The sequence below is a fragment of the Pedococcus bigeumensis genome (genome assembly GCF_006438965.1).
In the GTDB taxonomy this organism is placed as follows: Bacteria; Actinomycetota; Actinomycetes; order Actinomycetales; family Dermatophilaceae; genus Pedococcus; species Pedococcus bigeumensis_A.
In genome coordinates, this window is the sequence record NZ_RCZM01000001.1 from 1013539 (window position 1) to 1034175 (window position 20637).

19 protein-coding genes are annotated in these 20637 nt (G+C 70.7%); 18 read left to right on the forward strand and 1 reads right to left on the reverse strand.

What is annotated here, in order from left to right; all coding sequences use genetic code 11:
• The first annotated feature begins 77 nt into the window (after positions 1–77).
• A complete protein-coding gene (locus tag EAH86_RS04655; RefSeq protein ID WP_140737379.1) occupies positions 78–995 on the forward strand; it encodes an intradiol ring-cleavage dioxygenase in 918 nt (305 codons plus the stop codon).
• Positions 996–1030: 35 nt separating this feature from the next.
• Here the strand turns inward: EAH86_RS04655 and EAH86_RS04660 are convergent, their stop codons facing one another.
• Complete coding sequence (locus tag EAH86_RS04660) at positions 1031–1999, reverse strand: aldo/keto reductase (protein ID WP_241668180.1); 969 nt, start codon at positions 1997–1999, stop codon at positions 1031–1033.
• Positions 2000–2150: 151 nt separating this feature from the next.
• On the opposite strand from EAH86_RS04660, the gene efp reads away from it, so the two are divergent.
• The 17 genes from efp (at position 2151) to EAH86_RS04745 (ending at position 20438) form a co-directional block, all read left to right on the forward strand.
• Positions 2151–2711: an elongation factor P gene (gene efp, locus EAH86_RS04665; RefSeq protein ID WP_140737380.1), complete on the forward strand. Its 561-nt coding sequence runs from the start codon at positions 2151–2153 to the stop codon at positions 2709–2711.
• The gene (gene nusB, locus EAH86_RS04670; RefSeq protein WP_140737381.1) at positions 2712–3125 is read left to right on the forward strand and encodes a transcription antitermination factor NusB; all 414 of its coding nucleotides are present in this window, start codon (positions 2712–2714) and stop codon (positions 3123–3125) included.
• 183 nt (positions 3126–3308) lie between these two features.
• Positions 3309–3929, forward strand: coding sequence for a bifunctional pyr operon transcriptional regulator/uracil phosphoribosyltransferase PyrR (gene pyrR, locus EAH86_RS04675; protein ID WP_140737382.1), 621 nt, complete (start codon positions 3309–3311; stop codon positions 3927–3929).
• Positions 3926–4948 (forward strand): aspartate carbamoyltransferase catalytic subunit, encoded by a 1023-nt coding sequence (locus EAH86_RS04680; RefSeq protein WP_140737383.1) that lies wholly within the window; start codon positions 3926–3928, stop codon positions 4946–4948. Before pyrR ends, EAH86_RS04680 begins: the two co-directional genes overlap by 4 nt.
• A complete protein-coding gene (locus EAH86_RS04685; protein ID WP_140737384.1) occupies positions 4948–6237 on the forward strand; it encodes a dihydroorotase in 1290 nt (429 codons plus the stop codon). Before EAH86_RS04680 ends, EAH86_RS04685 begins: the two co-directional genes overlap by 1 nt.
• Entirely contained in the window at positions 6234–6986 is a 753-nt protein-coding gene (locus EAH86_RS20520; protein WP_140737385.1) for a hypothetical protein, read from the forward strand. The genes EAH86_RS04685 and EAH86_RS20520 overlap by 4 nt, the downstream gene beginning before the upstream one ends.
• Positions 6983–8176, forward strand: a complete 1194-nt coding sequence (gene carA, locus EAH86_RS04695) for a glutamine-hydrolyzing carbamoyl-phosphate synthase small subunit (RefSeq protein WP_140737386.1) — start codon at positions 6983–6985, stop codon at positions 8174–8176. The genes EAH86_RS20520 and carA overlap by 4 nt, the downstream gene beginning before the upstream one ends.
• Entirely contained in the window at positions 8177–11575 is a 3399-nt protein-coding gene (carB, locus tag EAH86_RS04700) for a carbamoyl-phosphate synthase large subunit (protein ID WP_140737387.1), read from the forward strand.
• Complete coding sequence (locus EAH86_RS04705) at positions 11572–12480, forward strand: dihydroorotate dehydrogenase electron transfer subunit (protein ID WP_140737388.1); 909 nt, start codon at positions 11572–11574, stop codon at positions 12478–12480. The genes carB and EAH86_RS04705 overlap by 4 nt, the downstream gene beginning before the upstream one ends.
• Entirely contained in the window at positions 12480–13436 is a 957-nt protein-coding gene (locus tag EAH86_RS04710) for a dihydroorotate dehydrogenase (protein ID WP_140737389.1), read from the forward strand. The genes EAH86_RS04705 and EAH86_RS04710 overlap by 1 nt, the downstream gene beginning before the upstream one ends.
• Positions 13433–14293 (forward strand): orotidine-5'-phosphate decarboxylase, encoded by an 861-nt coding sequence (gene pyrF / locus EAH86_RS04715; protein ID WP_425325206.1) that lies wholly within the window; start codon positions 13433–13435, stop codon positions 14291–14293. Before EAH86_RS04710 ends, pyrF begins: the two co-directional genes overlap by 4 nt.
• Before the next feature lie 191 nt (positions 14294–14484).
• A complete protein-coding gene (gene mihF / locus EAH86_RS04720) occupies positions 14485–14802 on the forward strand; it encodes an integration host factor, actinobacterial type (RefSeq protein WP_140737390.1) in 318 nt (105 codons plus the stop codon).
• Positions 14799–15383: a guanylate kinase gene (gene gmk / locus EAH86_RS04725; protein ID WP_140737391.1), complete on the forward strand. Its 585-nt coding sequence runs from the start codon at positions 14799–14801 to the stop codon at positions 15381–15383. The genes mihF and gmk overlap by 4 nt, the downstream gene beginning before the upstream one ends.
• Positions 15384–15437: 54 nt before the next feature.
• A complete protein-coding gene (gene rpoZ / locus EAH86_RS04730; RefSeq protein ID WP_140737392.1) occupies positions 15438–15701 on the forward strand; it encodes a DNA-directed RNA polymerase subunit omega in 264 nt (87 codons plus the stop codon).
• 43 nt (positions 15702–15744) lie between these two features.
• Complete coding sequence (locus EAH86_RS04735) at positions 15745–17043, forward strand: bifunctional phosphopantothenoylcysteine decarboxylase/phosphopantothenate synthase (protein ID WP_140737393.1); 1299 nt, start codon at positions 15745–15747, stop codon at positions 17041–17043.
• 99 nt (positions 17044–17142) lie between these two features.
• Positions 17143–18363 (forward strand): methionine adenosyltransferase, encoded by a 1221-nt coding sequence (gene metK, locus EAH86_RS04740; RefSeq protein ID WP_140737394.1) that lies wholly within the window; start codon positions 17143–17145, stop codon positions 18361–18363.
• Positions 18364–18389: 26 nt separating this feature from the next.
• Positions 18390–20438 carry a primosomal protein N' gene (locus tag EAH86_RS04745; RefSeq protein WP_140737395.1) on the forward strand — a complete coding sequence of 683 codons (2049 nt, stop codon included), beginning with the start codon at positions 18390–18392 and terminating at the stop codon, positions 20436–20438.
• Positions 20439–20637: the final 199 nt, after the last annotated feature.

Consider the following 20637-nt stretch of genomic DNA (forward strand, 5'->3'; position numbering starts at 1 on the left):
CGCGGCGGCATCGCCTCACAGGAGGCGCACAGGAGGTGCACAAGGCGTCGATGGACAGTGACGCGACAGTGGGGCGCATGAGTGAGAACCAGACCCCCGAGGACCACGGCACCGACCAGGTCGGCCCGCAGGGCCGCAATGTCAGCAGCGGCAACCCGCACGACGACCGGCACGACCGCGGACTCGAGTTCGACGTGCAGACCCTGCTGGCGCGGCGTCGCGTCCTGGGCATCCTCGGCGGGCTCGGTGCGGGAGCGGCTCTCGCAGCCTGCGGCACCTCTGACAGCGGCTCCACGACCAGCACCTCGTCCACGAGCAGCTCTTCGAGCACGTCCGGCTCGTCCGCTTCGAGCGCGGGGTCCACCCCGAAGGCCGAGGTGCCCGACGAGACCGGCGGTCCCTACCCGGGCGACGGGTCCAACGGCCCCAACGTGCTGGACGACTCGGGCATCGTCCGCTCCGACATCACGAGCAGCTTCGGGTCCTCGACAACCAAGGCCGAGGGCATCCCGCTCACCATCAACCTCACGGTCACCGACGCAGGGAACGGCTACTCGGCCATGCAGGGTGCCGCGGTCTACCTGTGGCACTGCAACCGCGACGGGCAGTACTCGCTGTACTCCCAGGGCGTCTCCGAGGAGAACTACCTGCGGGGCGTGCAGGCGACCAACGCGGCCGGGACCGCGACCTACACCAGCATCTTCCCGGCGGCCTACGACGGACGGTGGCCGCACATCCACTTCGAGGTCTACTCGTCGGTCGACGACGCCACGAGCAGCGGACAGATCGTCAAGACCTCACAGATCGCCCTGCCCGAGGCAGCGTGCAAGGAGGTGTACGCGACGACGGGCTACGAGGCGAGCGTGCAGAACCTCGCCAGGACGTCGCTCACGCAGGACATGGTGTTCGGCAACGACGGCGGGATCTACCAGCTCGCGACGGTGACCGGGAACGCCACCGACGGCTACGTCGCCAACCTCACCATCGGCGTCTGACCGCCAGCGTCTGAGCAACGGCGTGTGGCGGAGCGTCAGATCTCGTCCAGGTCGGCGAGGTCGGCGGCGGTCGGCTGCCACCCGGCCGCTCGGGCGTTACGGGTCACCTGCTCCGCAGTCGTCGCCCCGGCGATCACCGAGGTGACGGCCGGCTGCGCGGCGAGGCCGCCGATGGCGACGTCCAGCAGGTCCACGTCGCGTTGCGTGGCAAACGACTGGAGGGCCTCGACCCGGTCCCAGTCGGCCTCCGCCAGCCAGCCAGCCCGGTCCGCCTCCAGGGCCGCCCGCGACCCCTGCGGGGCAGCGGCGCCCCGCTGGTACTTGCCGGTGAGCAGCCCCTTGGCCAGAGGGAAGAACGGGAGTATGCCGAGCCCAAACCGCTCGCACGCGGGCGCCACCTCGTCCTCGACCGAGCGGTCGAGCAGGGAGTACTCGTTCTGCACCGAGACGAAGGACGCGAGCCCGGCGGTCGAGGAGGTCCAGGAGGCGTCGGCCACCTGCCAGCCGTCGAAGTTGGAGCACCCGATGTAGAGCACCTTGCCCTCGCGCACGAGGTCGGTGAGCGCTTCGAGCGTCTCCTCGATCGGCGTCAGCGGGTCCGGGCGGTGCAGCTGGTAGAGGTCGATGTGGTCGGTCTGCAAGCGGCGCAGGCTGGCTTCGACCGCGCGGCGGACATAGCGGCGCGAGCCCAGAGCGCCGAAGTCGTCCCCGTTGGCGCCCTGCATGTCCATCCCGAACTTGGTGGCGAGGACGAACTCGTCGCGCTGGCCCTGCAGGGCGTCGCCGAGCATCGTCTCGCTCTGACCCGGCTCGCCGCCGTAGATGTCGGCGGTGTCGAGCAGCGTGACGCCGTTGTCACGGGCCGCGGTCAGGATCGAGACGACACCGTCCTGGTCGACCCGACGGCCGAAGGCGTTGCAGCCGATGCCGACGGCACTCACCATGAGCCCGCTCGAGCCGAGCGGTCGGTAGTCCATCTCTGTCCTGGCAGCCGTCGAAGTCATGCCCCCAGCCTAGGTCTGCCGCCTCGACAGCGATTCGGGGGAGCGTGCACCCGGCGGCTAGACTGTCCGCCGAATCCCACCCCGAACCTTTCCGGGACTGCCGCACGCGCTCGACCACGCGGCATACCGGCTCTTTTGAAAGCGATATGACGTGGCATCGACCAACGACCTGAAGAACGGCCTGGTCCTCAACCTCGAAGGCCAGCTGTGGGCCGTCGTGGAGTTCCAGCACGTCAAGCCCGGCAAGGGCCCGGCGTTCGTGCGGACCAAGCTCAAGCACGTCCTGTCCGGCAAGGTCGTCGACAAGACGTTCAACGCCGGCCTGAAGGTCGAGACCGCCAACGTCGACCGTCGCGACATGCAGTACCTCTACAAGGACGGGACCGACTTCGTCTTCATGGACGGGTCGACCTACGACCAGATCCACATCCCGGAGACTGTCGTCGGCGACGTCGCGAACTACCTCCTCGAGAACCAGACCGCGCAGGTCGCGACGCACGAGGGCATCGTGCTCTACGTCGAGCTGCCCACGTCGGTCGTCCTCGAGATCACCTACACCGAGCCGGGTCTGCAGGGCGACCGCTCCACCGGTGGCACCAAGCCGGCGACGCTCGAGACCGGCGCGACGATCAATGTCCCGCTGTTCCTGGAGCAGGGCACCAAGGTCAAGGTCGACACCCGCGACGGCTCCTACCTCGGTCGCGTCAGCTAAGTGGGCGCACGGACCAAGGCACGCAAGCGCGCGATCGACCTCCTGTTCGAGGCCGAGAACCGGGGCCTGAACGCCCGTGACCTGCTCGCTGAACGGCTCGCCAAGCCGGTCACCGAGGCGCCGCTCAGCCAGTACACCTCCGACCTCGTCGAGGGTGTCGTCGCGCACTGGACCGACATCAACGAGCTGCTGTCGACCTACTCGCAGGGCTGGACGCTGGAGCGGATGCCCAGCGTCGACCGGGCGATCCTGCGGCTCGGCGCGTTCGAGGTGCTCTATGCGACCGAGGTCCCCGTGAACGTCGCGATCGCCGAGGCCGTCGAGCTGGCCAAGAGCCTGTCCACCGACGACTCGCCGAAGTTCGTCAACGGCCTGCTCGGTCGACTCGCCGAGGTCAAGCCCACCCTGGCCTGACGCTAGCCCGCCCGAGAGCCCAGCTTTCGGGCCTCTGGAGGGGTCGGAAGCCCGAAAGCTGGGATCTCGGTGGCGCCGCGGCGGGCCGGTATGCCGGGTGCTCACCGCACCGGGTATGGTGGCCACCGATCGACATCCTTTAACGACCTGTCCTGTGAGGCAGGGAAGGAGGTCCTGGCGCTGATGCGTCCTGACTTTGCTGCACCCTCGGCGGTTGAACCCGTGGTTCCCGCCACCCCTTCTGGCGAGGCATCCCTCGACAACTCCCGCGTCGTGATGACCGAGGCCGACGTGGCCCGCGTGCTACGACGGATCGCGCACGAGATCCTCGAGCACAACAAGGGCGCGTCCGACCTGGTGGTCCTGGGCATCCCCACCCGCGGGGTTGCCCTGGCGCACCGGCTCGCGGCCCTCATCGAGGAGGTCGAGGGTGTGCCGGTCGCTGTCGGCGCCCTCGACGTCACGATGCACCGTGACGACCTGCGCCGGCAGCCGACGCGCAGCCCGATGCACACCGACATCCCGCCGAGCGGGATAGACGACAAGGTCGTCGTGCTGGTCGACGACGTGCTCTACTCCGGCCGCACCGTGCGGGCAGCCCTGGACGCACTGTCCGACCTCGGCCGCCCGCGGATCGTGCGCCTCGCGGTGCTGGTCGACCGGGGGCACCGCGAGCTGCCGATCCGGGCCGACCACGTGGGCAAGAACCTGCCGACCTCGAGCAGCGAGAAGGTGCGGGTGCGGCTGAGCGAACCCGACCACGTCGAGGACCAGGTCACCATCGCTGGAGGCGAGACCAGATGAGCACCGCCACCACCACCACCACCACCCCCAGCGGCCCCGCCGGCCGCGAGCAGCAGGCGAGCACGCGGCATACCAAGCGGCACCTGCTGTCGTCCGCGGACCTGAACCGCGAGCAGGTCCGGGCCATCCTCGACACCGCCTCGGAGATGCACGGGGTGCAGCAGCGCGAGGTCAAGAAGCTCCCGACGCTGCGCGGCCGGACCGTCGTCAATCTGTTCTTCGAGGACTCGACCCGCACCCGCAGCTCGTTCGAGATCGCGGGCAAGTGGCTGTCCGCCGACGTCATCAACATCAGCGGCAAGGGGTCCTCGACCTCCAAGGGCGAGTCGCTGCGCGACACGGTGCTGACCGTGGCCGCGATGGGTGTCGACGCCCTGGTCATCCGGCACCACGCGAGCGGCGCCGCCCAGCAGGTCAGCCAGTGGGTCGACGCGCACATCATCAACGCTGGCGACGGGATGCACGAGCACCCGACCCAGGCGCTGCTCGACGCCTACACGATGGAGCGACGGCTCGGGGACCTCGAGGGACGTCACGTCGTCATCGTCGGCGACCTGACCCACTCACGGGTGGTGCGGTCCAACCTGATCACCCTCAAGACCCTCGGCGCGCGGGTCACCCTTGTGGCACCGCCGACCCTGATGCCGAGCGGGATCACCTCGTGGGCGCAGGCCGATGGGTTCACGCTGTCGAACGACTTCGACGCGGTGCTCCCGACGGCCGACTCGGTGATGATGCTGCGGGTCCAGCGCGAGCGGATGAGCGGTGGCTTCTTCCCCACGGCGCGCGAGTACACCGTCGGCTACGGACTGACCCGCGCCCGGCTCGACGCGCTCACCGCCGCCAACCCCGACGCCGTGATCTGCCACCCCGGCCCGATGAACCGCGGCCTCGAGATCGCTGCTGACGCCGCCGACGGCGCCCAGTCGCTCATCCTCGACCAGGTCAGCGCAGGCGTCGCGGTGCGGATGAGCGTGCTCTACCACCTGCTCGCCGGTGGCGAAGGAGAGGACAGCTGATGGCCACACTGCTCATCACCGGAGCGGACCTGCTCGGGACCGGGGCCCAGGACCTGCTGGTCGAGGACGGTGTCATCACCGAGGTCGGGTCGATCCGCTCCGCGAAGGGCGCCGACGTCCTCGACGCCGACGGCCTGGTCGCGCTGCCCGGCCTGGTCGACCTGCACACCCACCTGCGCGAGCCCGGTCGTGAGGACGCCGAGACCATCGCGTCCGGCGCCGCCGCAGCCGCGGTCGGTGGCTTCACGGCGATCCTCGCGATGGCCAACACCAGTCCCGTCACGGACACGGCCGAGGCCGCCGAGCGGATCCTCGACCTGGGCCGTGCGACCGGTCTGGTCGACGTCGTCCCGGTGGGCGCGGTCACCAAGGGACTCGACGGTGAGGAGCTCGCCGAGCTCGGCCTCATGCACCGGTCCCGGGCTGCCGTGACCGTCTTCTCCGACGACGGCCACTGCGTCCACAACGCGCGGGTGATGCGCCGTGCGCTGGAGTACGTCCGCGCCTTCGGCGGGGTCATCTCGCAGCACGCCCAGGACCCGCAGCTCGCCGGACCGAACGCCTGCGCCCACGAGGGCGAGCTCTCCGGTCGCCTCGGACTGCCCGGCTGGCCGGGCATCGCGGAGGAGTCGATCGTGGCCCGCGACGTCATGCTGGCCCGGCACATCGGCTCGCGGGTGCACGTCGCCCACGTCTCGACCGCCGGCACCGTCGAGGTGATCCGCTGGGCCAAGGCTCAGGGCATCGCGGTCACCGCCGAGGTCACGCCGCACCACCTCGTCCTGACCACCGACCTGATCGCGGGCTACGACCCCACCTACAAGGTCAACCCGCCGCTGCGCCCGCAGGAGGACGTCGACGCACTGCGCGCGGCGCTCGCGGACGGCACCATCGACGCGGTGGCCACCGACCACGCCCCGCACGCCAGGCACGACAAGGAGCACGCCTTCACCGAGGCGGCGTTCGGCATGCTCGGGCTCGAGACGTCCCTGTCCGTGGTCAGCGACGTCATGGTCGGCGGTGGCCTGCTCGACTGGGCCGGCGTCGCCCGGGTGATGTCGGTCGCACCGGCCAGGATCGCCGGGCTGGCCGCCCACGGGCAGCCGCTCGCGGTGGGTTCGCCTGCCCACCTGACGCTCGTCGACCGGGACGCCACGGTCACTGTCGACCGCAGTGCCTCACTTTCCTTGTCCCGCAACAACCCGTGGCACGGTCGCACCCTTCGGGGTGCAGTGCACGCCACGGTCTTCGGTGGTCGCCTGACCGCCCAGAAGGGAGCCATCGCGTGACCCGACTCCAAGCCGTGGGCGTGATGCTCGTGGCGCTGGGCCTCATCTATGCCCTGCTGTATGCCGCGTGGCTGCGCAAGCGCCGCGAGCACGAGTCCGCGGCCATCGCCGCGGAGCGCAGCCGGACGACCCGCGACCACTCCCTGGAGGCCCCGGCCCTCAAGGAGAAGCCGGCACAGGTCATCGCGGAGGGCACCTACGTCAGCACGACGGTCGCCGAGAACCGCTTGGACCGGGTCACGGTCGAGGGGTTGGGCAACCGCGCCAAGGCGACCCTCATCGTGAGCCGCGGTGACGCCGACGAGCTCGTGCGCATCGACCGGCAGGGCGAGGCGACGGTGATCATCCCGGCGGCCCGGCTGATCTCCGCGCGACGGGGGCGGGGGATGGTCGGCAAGTTTGTCGGCGCCAACCGGCTGGTGATCCTGCAGTGGAGGACCGAGAACGGCGACACCTACGAGACCGGGTTCCTGCCGCGCTTCAAGGCCGACGTCGAACGTGTCGAGTCCGCGCTGTGGTGGCACACCGGAGAGACGACAGCGGCCTTCAGCGAAGACGAGGCAGAGGTGGCCGACGACGCTGCCTCGAAGGCGCCCGCAGAGGACGCGACGACCGCTGACCCGAAGCCGACCGACGCCAAGAAGCCCGCCGCCACAAAGTCGACCGCCACAAAGTCGACCGCCGCGAAGAAGTCGACCGTGGCCAAGAAACCAACCGCGACCGACACCACAGGGAAGACGACGCCATGAGCACCGCAGCCGGGTTCGACCTGGACCGCGCACCCGCAGTCCTCGTCCTCGAGGACGGCCGCACCTTCCGCGGCGACACCTACGGCGCCACGGGTCAGACCGTGGGCGAGGCGGTGTTCAACACGGGGATGACGGGCTACCAGGAGACCCTGACCGACCCCAGCTACCACCGACAGGTCGTCGTCATGACGGCACCCCACGTGGGCAACACGGGTTTCAACGACGAGGACAACGAGTCGGGCAGGATCTGGGTGGCCGGCTACGTCGTGCGCGACCCGGCCCTGCGACCGTCCAACTGGCGTTCGCAGCGCCCGCTCGAGGACGCCCTCGTCGAACAGGGTGTCGTGGGCATCAGCGGCATCGACACGCGTGCCCTGACCCGGCACCTGCGTGAGCGGGGGGCCATGCGGGTAGGCATCTTCTCGGGGGAGCGTGCCCAGCTCCCGGTGACCGAGCTGGTCAACGCCGTCCAGCGGGCCCCGCTGATGAAGGGTGCGGCGCTGGCCGCCGAGGTGAGCACCGACGAGACGTATGTGGTGCCGGCGGTGGGGGAGCGACGCTTCACCGTGGCCGCGTTCGACCTCGGTATCAAGGCGATGACGCCGACCTTGATGGCCCAGCAAGGCATCGAGGTGCACGTCCTGCCGGCGACCTCGACCATCGAGGACATCCGTGCGGTGGGGGAGCACGGCCCCGACGGGGTGTTCTTCTCCAACGGCCCGGGAGACCCGGCTGCCGCCGACGCCGAGGTGGCGGTGCTGCGCGAGGTGCTGGACGCGCGGATCCCGTTCTTCGGGATCTGTTTCGGCAACCAGCTGCTGGGCCGCGCGCTCGGGTTCGGCACCTACAAGCTCAAGTACGGCCACCGCGGGATCAACCAGCCGGTCATGGACCGCACCACCGGCAAGGTCGAGGTGACCGCCCACAACCACGGCTTTGCGGTGGACGCCCCTCTCGACCGAGAGGTGGCCGCGCCTGCCGACGAAAACGACGGCACGGCATACGGGCGGGTGCGGGTGTCGCACGTGTGCCTCAACGACGACGTGGTCGAGGGACTGGAATGCCTTGACCTGCCTGCCTACTCGGTCCAGTACCACCCGGAGGCGGCGGCTGGTCCGCACGACGCCGGCTACCTGTTCGACCGGTTCGTGGAGCTCATGAGCAACAACGAGAAGGGAAACCGCTCCTAAATGCCGAAGCGGGAAGACATCAAGAGCGTCCTCGTCATCGGGTCGGGGCCGATCGTCATCGGCCAGGCCTGCGAGTTCGACTACTCCGGCACGCAGGCCTGCCGGGTGCTGCGCGAAGAGGGCATCCGGGTCATCCTGGTGAACTCCAACCCGGCCACGATCATGACCGACCCCGAGTTCGCCGACGCGACCTACGTCGAGCCGATCACCCCGGAGATCGTCGAGGCGATCATCGCGCGCGAGCGTCCCGATGCGGTGCTCGCGACGCTGGGCGGCCAGACGGCGCTTAACTGCGCGATCTCGCTGCACGAGTCGGGCGTGCTGGAGAAGTACGACTGCCCGCTCATCGGGGCCAACGTCGAGGCGATCCAGCTCGGCGAGGACCGCGAGAAGTTCAAGGGCGTCGTCGAGCGCTGCGGCGCCGAGTCGGCCCAGTCGGTCATCTGTCACACGATGGACGAATGCCTCAGTGCAGCAACGGAACTCGGCTACCCCGTCGTCGTTCGCCCGTCGTTCACGATGGGTGGACTCGGGTCCGGCTTCGCCTACGACGAGCGGGACCTGCGTCGCATCGCCGGCGCCGGCCTCCAGTACTCGCCGACCACCGAGGTGCTCCTCGAGGAGTCGATCACCGGCTGGAAGGAGTACGAGCTCGAGGTGATGCGTGACCACGTCGACAACGTCGTGGTGGTCTGCTCGATCGAGAACCTCGACCCGATGGGTGTGCACACCGGCGACTCGATCACCGTGGCCCCGGCGCTGACCCTGACCGACCGCGAGTACCAGCGGCTGCGCGACATCGGCATCGCGATCATCCGCGAGGTCGGCGTCGACACCGGCGGCTGCAACATCCAGTTCGCGGTCAACCCCGTCGACGGCCGGATCATCGTCATCGAGATGAACCCGCGCGTGTCCCGCTCCTCGGCCCTGGCCTCCAAGGCGACCGGGTTCCCGATCGCCAAGATCGCCGCCAAGATGGCGATCGGCTACACCCTCGACGAGGTGCCCAACGACATCACCCGCGAGACGCCGGCCAGCTTCGAGCCGAGCCTGGACTACGTCGTCGTCAAGGTGCCCCGGTTCGCCTTCGAGAAGTTCCCGGCCGCCGACCCGACGCTGACCACCACCATGAAGTCGGTGGGTGAGGCCATGTCGATCGGCCGCAACTTCACCGAGGCGCTGCAGAAGGCGCTGAGGTCGATGGAGCGCAAGGACAGCACCTTCCACTGGGACGGCCCGACGCCGAGCGAGGAGCAGGCCCGCACCTTCCTGCACACCGCCAAGACGCCGACCGACGGGCGGATCGTCACCGTCCAGCAGGCCATGCGCGGCGGGCTGTCGGTCGAGGAGGTCCACGAGGCCACCGGCATCGACCCCTGGTTCCTCGACCAGATGGCACTGATCAACGCGATCGCCGACCGCGTCGCCGGAGCGCCCGAGCTCACGCCGACGCTGCTGCGGCTGGCCAAGCGGCACGGCTTCAGCGACGCCCAGCTCGCCTCGCTGCGCGGTATGCCGGAGGCGGTCGTCCGCGGCGTCCGTCACGCCCTCGGCGTGCGCCCGGTCTACAAGACGGTGGACACCTGCGCGGCCGAGTTCGCCGCCACGACGCCGTACCACTACAGCACCTACGACGAGGAGACCGAGGTGGCGCCGCGCGAGAAGCCGGCCGTCCTCATCCTCGGCAGCGGCCCCAACCGGATCGGCCAGGGCGTCGAGTTCGACTACTCCTGCGTCCACGCCAGCTTCGCCCTCCGCGAGGCCGGCTACGACACGGTGATGGTCAACTGCAACCCCGAGACCGTGTCGACCGACTACGACACGAGCAGCCGGCTCTACTTCGAACCGCTCACCCTCGAGGACGTCCTCGAGGTCGTGCACGCCGAGCAGCAGGCCGGACCGGTGGCCGGCGTCATCGTCCAGCTGGGTGGCCAGACGCCACTCGGCCTGGCCAAGGCGCTCAAGGAGGCCGGCGTCCCCATCGTCGGCACCAGCCCGGAAGCCATCGACCTCGCCGAGGACCGCGGCGCCTTCGGACGGGTTCTTGCCGAGGCCCAGCTCCCGGCCCCCAAGCACGGCACGGCCTACAGCGCCGCCGAGGCGGTAGAGGTGGCCCGCGAGATCGGCTACCCCGTCCTCGTCCGCCCGTCCTACGTCCTCGGCGGGCGCGGCATGGAGATCGTCTACGACGACGAGACCCTCGCCACCTACGTCACCCGCGCGACCGTGGCGAGCCCAGAGCACCCCGTGCTCGTCGACCGGTTCCTCGACGACGCGATCGAGATCGACGTCGACGCACTCTACGACGGGACCGACATGTACCTCGGCGGGATCATGGAGCACATCGAGGAGGCCGGCATCCACTCCGGCGACTCGGCGTGCACCCTCCCGCCGGTGACTCTCGGTGTCGCCGAGCTGGAGCGGGTCCGCGAGGCCACCCTCAAGCTGGCCGAGGGCATCGGCGTCCGCGGCCTGATGAACGTCCAGTTCGCGCTGGCCCAGGACATCCTCTACGTCCTCGAGGCCAACCCGCGGGCGTCCCGCACCGTCCCGTTCGTGGCCAAGGCCACCGGCGTGCCGGTCGCCAAGGCGGCCGCCCGGGTCATGCTCGGCGCCACGATCAAGGAGCTCCGCGAGGAGGGCCTGCTCCCGCCCATCGGTGACGGTGGCACGATGCCGAGCCACGCACCGGTCGCGGTCAAGGAGGCGGTGCTGCCGTTCAAGCGGTTCCGCACCCGTGACGGCCAGGTCGTCGACAGCCTGCTCGGCCCGGAGATGCGCTCGACCGGCGAGGTCATGGGCATCGACCAGGACTTCGGGACCGCGTTCGCCAAGGGAATGCTGGCTGCCGGCTCCGGGCTGCCGCGCGAGGGCAGGATCTTCGTCTCCGTAGCCAACCGCGACAAGCGGGCGATGATCTTCCCGGTCAAGCGGCTGGCCGACCTCGGGTTCACCATCGTGGCCACCACCGGCACCGCAGATGTCTTGCGGCGCAACGGGATTCCGTCCGAGGTTGTCCGCAAGCACAGCGAGCGCACTGCCGGAGACGCCAGCATCGTCGACCTGATCCTGGCCGGTGACATCGCCATGGTGGTGAACACCCCGAGCGGCCCGAACGCGCGCGCCGACGGCTACGCCATCCGCGCCGCCACGACGTCGATGGACAAGCCGATCGTCACCACCGTCCAGGAGCTCGCGGCGGCCGTGCAGGGCATCGAGGCCCAGATGCAGGGCGCCTTCACCGTCAAGCCCCTGCAGGAGCACGCTCGCGACCTCGACCTCTACGGCGTCGGGACAGGAGTCGGGACAGGCGTCGGCACCGGCGTCGGGACCGGAGTCGGCACCGGCAGCGGTGCTGGTACCGCTGTCCCCGGCCCCGCGACCGGGGGTGCCGCGTGAGCGAGGCGACCACGCGGCATACCGACGCGCAGCAGTCCGGCGTCGTGCAGGTGACCGGCGAGCTCATCGCGACCCGGCGGGTCGGTGCCTACCACCACCTCACCTTCGTGGCGCCCGGGCTTGCCGAGCTCGCGAGGCCGGGCCAGTTCGTGGCCCTCGCGGTCGGTGGCGACACGAGCGCGAACCTGCTGCGGCGCTGCTTCTCGATCCACAAGGTCAGCCCGTCGGGCACCTACGGCGGCACCGTCGACATCGTGATCTCCGCGGTCGGGCCTGGCACCCAGTGGCTCAGCACCCTCCGCGCGCACGACGAGGTCGACATCGTCGGGCCCCTGGGCCGGCCCTTCCCGCTGCCCAAGGAGCCGGTGGCCTGCGTGCTGGTCGGTGGTGGCTACGGCAGCGCGCCGCTGTTCTGGCTCGCCGAGGGTTTGCGCGAGCGCGGCTGCCACGTCGAGATGGTGCTCGGTGCCGCCACCGAGTCCAAGCTGTTCGGCGTCGTCGAGGCGCGTCGCTACGCCGACGGTGTCTCGGTGACGACCGACGACGGTTCGGCGGGCACCAAGGGCTGGGTCTCGGACGTGCTGGCGGAGGTCATCCGGCGCACCGGTGCCGCGGTCGTCTACGGCTGCGGGCCGATGGGGATGCTCAAGTCGATCACCGACGTCGCCGCGGCCGAGGGCGCGGTCGCCCAGGTGGCGGTCGAGGAGTCGATGGCGTGCGGCATCGGCGTCTGCATGACCTGCGTCATGCCTGTGAGGGGCAACGACGGTGCGACGCGGATGGTGCGGTCCTGCGTCGAGGGTCCGGTCTTCCGCGGTGACCGCGTCCGGTGGGACGCCTTCGTCGACGGGGAATGCCGCGTGCCCGCCGACACCGTCGGCGCACCCCGGGTGGGTGGCCACTGATGGCCGTCGACATGTCGGTGCGGCTCGGGGGAGCCACCCTGCCGAGCCCGATGATGACCGCCTCCGGCTGCGCCGCCAACGGGCGGGAGCTGGCGCGGTTCTTCGACATCCGCGAGCTCGGCGCGTTCGTCACCAAGTCGGTGATGGCCGATCCGAGATCGGGTCGGGGCACGCCGCGCATGGCCGAGACGCCCGCCGGGATGCTCAACTCGATCGGTCTCCAAGGACCGGGCATCTCCGCGTTCGTCGACAAGGACCTCGCCTGGCTCAAGCAGGCCGGCGCCCGCACCCTGGTCTCCATCGCAGGGAACACCAGCGGCGAGTTCGCCGACGTCGCAGCGACGTTGCGGTCCAGCGACGCCTTCGACGCCGTCGTCGGGGTCGAGGTCAACATCTCCTGCCCCAACGTCGCCAACCGCGGGTTGGTCTTCGCGTGCGACCCGATGGCCAGTGCCAAGGTCGTCGCGCTGGTCCGCGAGCAGCTGCCCCGCGACATCCCGATCTTCGCCAAGCTGACCCCGGACGTGACCGACATCGTCAGTGTCGCCCAGGCCTGCGTGAAGGCCGGCGCCGATGGGCTGACCATGATCAACACGCTGCTCGGCATGGTCATCGACACCGACCGGCTGCGGCCCCAGGTGGCCGGTGTGACCGGCGGTCTGTCGGGTCCGGCGATCCGCCCAGTGGCGGTCCGGGCCATCTGGCAGACCCGGGCGGCGATGCTCGAGGGAAGGCTGCCGACCGTGCCGATCATCGGTGTCGGGGGAGTGCGCACCGGCCGCGACGCCCTCGAGCTGGTCGCGGCTGGCGCGAGCGCCATCCAGGTGGGCACGGCGACCTTCAACGACCCGAGCGCACCGGTGCGCGTCGGCCGTGAGTTGTCGGAGCTGTTGCAGGACAAGGGATTCGAGCGGCTCACCGACGCGGTCGGTGTGGCTCACGGGAGGTTGGCATGACCATGACGGAACTGACGTTCGGCCAACGGCTTCGGACCGCCACCGACACGCACGGCCCCCTGTGTGCGGGGATCGACCCGCACCGCGCGCTGGTCGAGTCGTGGGGCCTGGGCTACGACGTCGACGGGCTGGCCGCCTTCACCGACGCGTGCGTCGATGCCTTCGCCGGGCACGTCGGTGTGGTCAAGCCGCAGTCAGCCTTCTTCGAGGTGTTCGGTTCGCGGGGGATCGCGATCCTGGAGCGGGCCATCCTGGCGCTGCGCGAGGCAGGGACGCTGGTGATCCTCGACGCCAAGCGCGGCGACATCGGGTCGACGATGATGGCCTACGCCGAGGCCTACCTCGGCAAGGACGCCGTCGCGCCCGCCGACGCGATCACGGTGAGCCCCTACCTCGGGTTCGAGTCGCTGCGCCCGGCGCTCGACCTCGCAGCCCAGACCGGACGCGGTGTGTTCGTCCTGGGCCTGACCTCCAACCCGGAGGGCCGCACGGTCCAGCACGCCCGGCTGCGGGACGTCAGCGTCGCGGAGTCGATGGTGGCCGGAGCGGCCGGGGAGAACGCCGGAGCCCGTGAGCGTGGTGAGCTCGGCAGCGTCGGACTCGTCGTCGGGGCGACGGTGGGCTCGGCGGTCCAGGAGCTCGGGCTCGACCTGGCCGGAGCGGGCGGACCGCTGCTCGCGCCGGGTGTCGGCGCCCAGGGAGGCACGACCGAGGACCTGCGGCGAGTGTTCGGGGACGCCCTGCCCAACGTGCTGCCGGCCAGCAGCCGCGACGTGCTCAGCGCGGGGCCGGACGTGGCCGCGCTGCGCGACCGTGCCCTCCGGACGAGCGAGTCCCTGGCCGCGCTCCTGCGCTGACCCCGTCGACCCGACTGACCCGGCGAGCGGTTTCCGGGCCTCCCACCTGCACTGATACCGCGCCATACCACGAGGAACTTCCGCCGACAGGCCCAACCTCAACGGGCCACCCGGCCTCGCGGTTGCTAGAGTCGGATGAACACCACCTGGACACGAACCCGTGCCGAACCGCTTGCGCAAGGAGTACAACCGTGGCTCTTCCCCCGTTGACCCCCGAGCAGCGTGCGGCGGCCCTCGAGAAGGCAGCAGTCGCCCGCCGTGAGCGAGCCGCGGTCAAGAACCGGCTCAAGTACGCGCAGGGCTCCCTCAAGGAGGTCATCACCGACGGCAAGGCCAACGAGGTCGTCGGCAAGATGAAGGTCTCCGCACTGCTCGAGTCGATGCCCGGTGTGGGCCGGGTGCGTGCTCGTCAGATCATGGAAGAGGTCGGCATCTCCGAGAGCCGTCGCGTCCGGGGCCTCGGCACCAACCAGATCTCGGCGCTGCTCACCCGCTTCGACGAGGCGTGAGCCGACCCGCTTCCGTCGGCGAGGACCGCCCGAGGCGGCTCGTCGTGCTCGCAGGCCCCACGGCGGTGGGCAAGGGCACCCTCTCTGCCTACATCCGCGACAACTTTCCCGAGGTCTGGCTGTCGGTCAGCGCCACGACGCGCCGTCCGCGTCCGGGTGAGGTCGAGGGCATCCACTACCACTTCGTCGACGAGCCCGAGTTCGCCCGGATGGAGCAGGACGACGAGCTGCTCGAGTCGGCCGTCGTGCACGGCCACAACCACTACGGCACCCCGCGGGGTCCGGTGGAGCAGGCGCTGCGCGAGCACCAGATGGCCCTGCTCGAGATCGACCTGCAGGGCGCCCGCCAGGTGCGGGCCACGATGCCGGAGGCACTTTTCGTCTTCCTCGCCCCGCCCAGCTGGGACGAGCTGGTCCGCCGACTGGTCGGTCGGGGGACCGAGGACGAGGAGGAGCGGAACCGCCGGCTGGAGACCGCCAAGGTCGAAATGGCGGCCGAGGACGAGTTCGACGTGACCATCGTCAACGACGATGTTCGTCGTGCCGCCGAAGAACTCGTATCATTGATGCGATCCCACTGACGAAAACCGTCACCAACGACAGCTGCGCCAAACAACAGATAGTGAGTTTTCCCCGTGTCTGGAACCGTCGCGAACCCGATCGGCATCACCAACCCCCCGATCGACGACCTGCTCACCAAGGCTGACTCCAAGTACGCCCTGGTCATCTACTCGGCCAAGCGCGCCCGCCAGATCAACGCGTACTACAGCCAGCTGCAGGAAGGCCTGCTCGAGAACGTCGGGCCGCTCGTCGACAGCCAGGTCCACGAGAAGCCGATGTCGATCGCGCTGCGCGAGATCAACGAAGGCCTGGTCATCTCCACGCCGATCGAGAGCTGAGCCGGACCGAGTCGGGACAGGACCGGACGAGAGCAGGGGCGCAGTGGCGCGCATCGTCCTGGGTGTCAGCGGTGGCATAGCGGCCTACAAGGCCTGCTCGCTGCTGCGCCTGTTCACCGAGGCGGGGCACGACGTCACAGTCGTGCCCACCGAGTCGGCCCTCCAGTTCGTCGGCGCCCCCACCTGGGAGGCGCTGTCGGGCAAGCCGGTGCACACCGGCGTCTGGGAGTCGGTGCACGAGGTGCCGCACGTCCGCCTGGGACAGACTGCCGACCTCGTCGTCGTCGCTCCCGCCACAGCTGACCTGCTCGCCAAGGCCGCCCACGGGCTGGCCGGCGACCTGCTCACGAACGTGCTGCTGACGGCGCGCTGCCCCGTGGTGATGGCCCCGGCCATGCACACCGAGATGTGGGACCACGCCGCCACCCAGGCCAACGTGTCCACGTTGGCCGAACGCGGCATACACATCATCCCGCCCGCGTCGGGGCGGCTCACCGGCGCCGACACGGGCCCCGGGCGGCTCCCGGAGCCGGAGACGTTGTATGCCGTGTGCGAGCGGATCCTCGCCCACGTCGCCTCCGCACGCCTCACGCCCACCGGGCCTGTTGGAAGCGAAACTTCCGGATATCCGGAAGTTTCGGCACCGACCCGCGAGCTCGCCGGTCGCACCGTCGTCATCTCGGCCGGGGGCACCCGCGAGCCCATCGACCCCGTGCGGTTCCTCGGCAACCGCAGCTCGGGCAAACAGGGCTACGCCCTCGCCACCGTGGCCGCCCGACGTGGCGCGACGGTGACCCTGCTGGCCGCCAACACGTCCCTGCCCGCACCCGCTGGGGTGACGGTGGTCCCCGTGTCCACGGCACTGGAGCTGCAGGCGGCGGTCGAGGTGGCCGCCAAGGAGGCCGACGTCGTCGTGATGGCTGCAGCCGTCGCGGACTTCCGGCCGGCGCACTACGCGGACGCCAAGATCAAGAAGACCTTCGGTGAGCCGGGGAGTCCCGAGGCGGACGCCGCGCCCACCATCGAGCTGGTCCGCAACCCCGACATCCTCGCCGGTCTGGTCGAGTCGCGCGGCGTAGGGGCCAGCCCCGTCATCGTCGGGTTTGCCGCCGAGACCGGCGACGAGCAGGGCGATGTCCTCGCGCACGGCCGCGACAAGCTGGCCCGCAAGGGCTGCGACCTGCTCGTGGTCAACGAGGTGGGCGTCGACAAGACGTTCGGCCAGGACGACAACACCGTCCACATCCTGCGGTTGGGGTCCAGCCACGTGGTCGACGCCGGCCCGGCGTCCAAGGAGCTGGTCGCCGCCGCAGTGTGGGATGCCGTCCAGGAGATCCTCTGACCCTAGGTACACTCTCGGGATCGCGCGGCCTGTGCATGTCGCCGCAACGCCCGAAGCACCGCCAGCACCGTCAGCACCCGCTGCTCAAAGGAGATTTGAGTGTCCGCACGCCTGTTCACGTCCGAGTCCGTCACCGAGGGTCACCCGGACAAGATCTGTGACCAGATCTCCGACTCGATCCTCGACGCCATGCTCGCGCAGGACCCTGGCAGCCGCGTCGCCGTGGAGACCATGGTCACGACCGGGCTGGTCCACGTGGCCGGCGAGGTCACGACCGAGGCCTACGTCGAGATCCCCAAGATCGTCCGCGACACGGTGCTCGGCATCGGCTACGACTCCTCCACCAAGGGCTTCGACGGCGCCTCCTGCGGTGTCGAAGTATCCATCGGCCAGCAGAGCCCCGACATCGCCCAGGGTGTCGACACCGCCTACGAGAACCGCACCGGCGGCGTCGACCCCCTCGACAAGCAGGGTGCCGGCGACCAGGGCCTGATGTTCGGCTACGCCTGCGAGGACACCGCGGAGCTGATGCCCCTGCCGATCCACCTCGCGCACCGGCTGGCCGAGCGCCTGACCGCCGTCCGCAAGAGCGGCGCGGTCGCCTACCTGCGTCCCGACGGCAAGACCCAGGTCACCATCGGCTACGACGGCGACAAGGCCGTCAAGCTCGACACGGTCGTCCTGTCCACCCAGCACGCCGAGGACATCTCGCTGGACGGTCTGCTCGCGCCCGACATCATCGAGCACGTCATCAAGCCGGTCCTGGCCGAGCTGGCCGAGGAGGGCACCGAGCTCGACCTCTCCGACTACCGGACGCTGATCAACCCGACCGGCAACTTCGTCATCGGTGGCCCGATGGGTGACGCCGGCCTGACCGGTCGCAAGATCATCGTCGACACCTACGGCGGCATGTCCCGCCACGGTGGTGGCGCGTTCTCCGGCAAGGACCCGTCGAAGGTCGACCGCTCGGCCGCCTACGCCATGCGCTGGGTCGCCAAGAACGTCGTCGCCGCGGGCCTGGCCCGCCGCTGCGAGGTCCAGATCGCGTACGCCATCGGCAAGGCCCAGCCCGTCGGCCTCTACGTCGAGACCTTCGGCACCGAGAGCGTGCCGGTCGACAAGATCCAGTCCGCGATCACGACGGTCTTCGACCTGCGCCCGGGTGCGATCGTGCAGGACCTGGACCTGCTGCGCCCGATCTACAAGCCGACCGCAGCCTACGGCCACTTCGGCCGCACCACGGCCGGCAACGTCGAGAACCCGTTCACCTGGGAGCGCACCGACCGCGTCGAGGCGCTGCAGAAGGCCGTCAAGGGCTGACGGCCCCCTCCGCTAGGTTCGCTCCCGTGAGCGGACAGGAGGGCCAGACCGAGCAGCTGGAGCTGATCCGCTCCACGCTGCCCCGGACCCGCACTCCCCGCACCGAAGCCACCGCGTCCACGGACCCGGTGGCTTCGGTCGTCGTCGACACCGGTCTGGCCCACCTCGACCGTCCGTTCGAGTACCTCGTCCCCGAGTCGCTGGCCGACACTGCTGTGCCCGGGGCCAGGGTCAAGGTGCGGTTCGCCGGCCAGGACCTCGACGGTTTCGTCGTGGCCCGCGAGGCGGCCGCCGAGCACGACGGCAAGCTGGCGGCCATCCGCCGGGTCGTGTCGCCGGAACCGGTGCTCACACCCACCCAGCTGGCCGTCGCCACCGCCGTCGCCGCGCGCTGCGCCGGGTCGCTCGGTGACGTGCTCCGCCTGGCCGTGCCCCCGCGGCACGCGGCCGCGGAGAAGGCGCTGGCCCTCGAGGCCCCCACGCCTGACCCGTTGCCCCAGGCGGCCGGTCCCGCAGGTGCCTGGAGCAGGTATGCCGCGGGGCCGGCATACCTGTCCCGGCTGACCGCGGGGGAGTCGCCGGCAGCGTCGTGGCTGGCGTCGCCCAGCGCGGATCCGTCGCAGGACTGGCCGGCGGCGCTGGCCGCTGCGGCTGCCGCCACCCTCGTGGGTGGGCGGGGCAGCGTCATCGTGGTCCCCGACCACCGCGACGTCGTGCGCGTCGATGCCGCCCTCACCGAGGCGTTGGGCCCCGGCCGTCACGTGCGGCTCACCTCCGACCAGGGCCCTCAGGCGCGCTACACGGCCTGGCTGAAGGTCCTGCGGGGGCACGTCTCGGTGGTCGTGGGCACCCGGGCGGCCGCGTTCGCGCCGGTCCGCGAGCTCGGCCTCGTGGCGTGGTGGGACGACGGCGACGACCTCCTGGACGAACCCAGGTCCCCCTACCCCCATGTCCGCGACGTGCTCCTCACGCGGGCCGCGATCGAAGGGGCCGCAGCGCTCTCGGGAGGGTTCACCCGGACCGTGGCCGTGCAACGGCTCGTCGAGTCCGGCGAGCTGCGGACCATCGCCGGCGGCAGCGTGCGGGGAGCCGTGCCGCGCGTCCAGGTGGCGGGTGAGGGGGTCGAGGTCGAGCGCGACGCGGCGGCTGCCTCGGCCCACCTGCCGTCGATCGCGTGGCGGACCGCGAAGGCTGCCCTCGAGTCGGGCCCGGTCCTGGTGCAGGTGCCTCGCCGCGGCTACGTCCCGTCCCTGTCCTGCCAGTCCTGTCGCACGGCGGTGCGGTGCACCCACTGCGGGGGACCGGTGGCGTTGGGCTCCCGCCAGGCTGAGCCGGCCTGCCGGTGGTGCGGACGCGGCGTCGGACGGTTCGAGTGCCGACACTGCGGCGGCCGCGAGCTGCGGTCGTCCGTGGTCGGTGCCCGCCGGACGGCCGAAGAGCTGGGCAGGGCCTTCCCCGGGGTGCCGGTGCACACGTCGGGCGCCGGCGCCGTGCTCGACAGGGTCGCGGGAACGCCTGCCCTGGTCATCGCGACGCCCGGCGCCGAACCCGTGGCCGACGGCGGTTATGCCGCCTGCTTGCTCCTCGACGCCTGGGCCAGCCTCGACCGGCCCACCCTCGACGCGGGGGAGGAGGCCCTGCGTCGTTGGCTGGCAGCGGGCGCGCTCACCCGGGGATCGGGGGCCGGCGGACAGCTGGTGCTGTGCGGTGCACCCACCCACACGACCCTCCCGGTCGTCGAGGCCCTGGTCCGCTGGGACCCGTCATGGTTCGCCGGCCGCGAGCTGGCCGAACGTCGTGAGCTGGCCCTGCCGCCGACGGTGGCCATGGCGGCGGTGACCGGTGACCGGCGGGCCGTCGAGGCGGCCCTGCGGCTGGCCCACCTGCCGGCCGAGGTGGACCAGCTCGGCCCGCTGCCGGTCGCCGACGACGCCGTCCGCGTGCTGGTGCGAGCCCCGCTGGAGCAGCGCCCCGCCGTGGCAGCGGCCCTGGTCGCGATGAAGGCCGTCCGCAGCGCCCGCAAGGAGAAGGCCAGCGTGCAGGTGCGGATGGACCCGCGCGACCCCGCCACCTGACCTGGCCACGGCCGACGGTCGGGTCAGGCTCGTGAACCGCCACGAATCGCTCAGCATCGCCGGCCCGGCGCCGCTACCCTGACGGTCGGCGCGGCGGCCGGGGGTTCGGCAGCCGCACCCGAGCACGAGAGCACGAGCTGTGGAGCACGAGCTCGAGACGGTGTGGCGACGGGCCATGGGCCCGCGGGTCAGGAGGGTG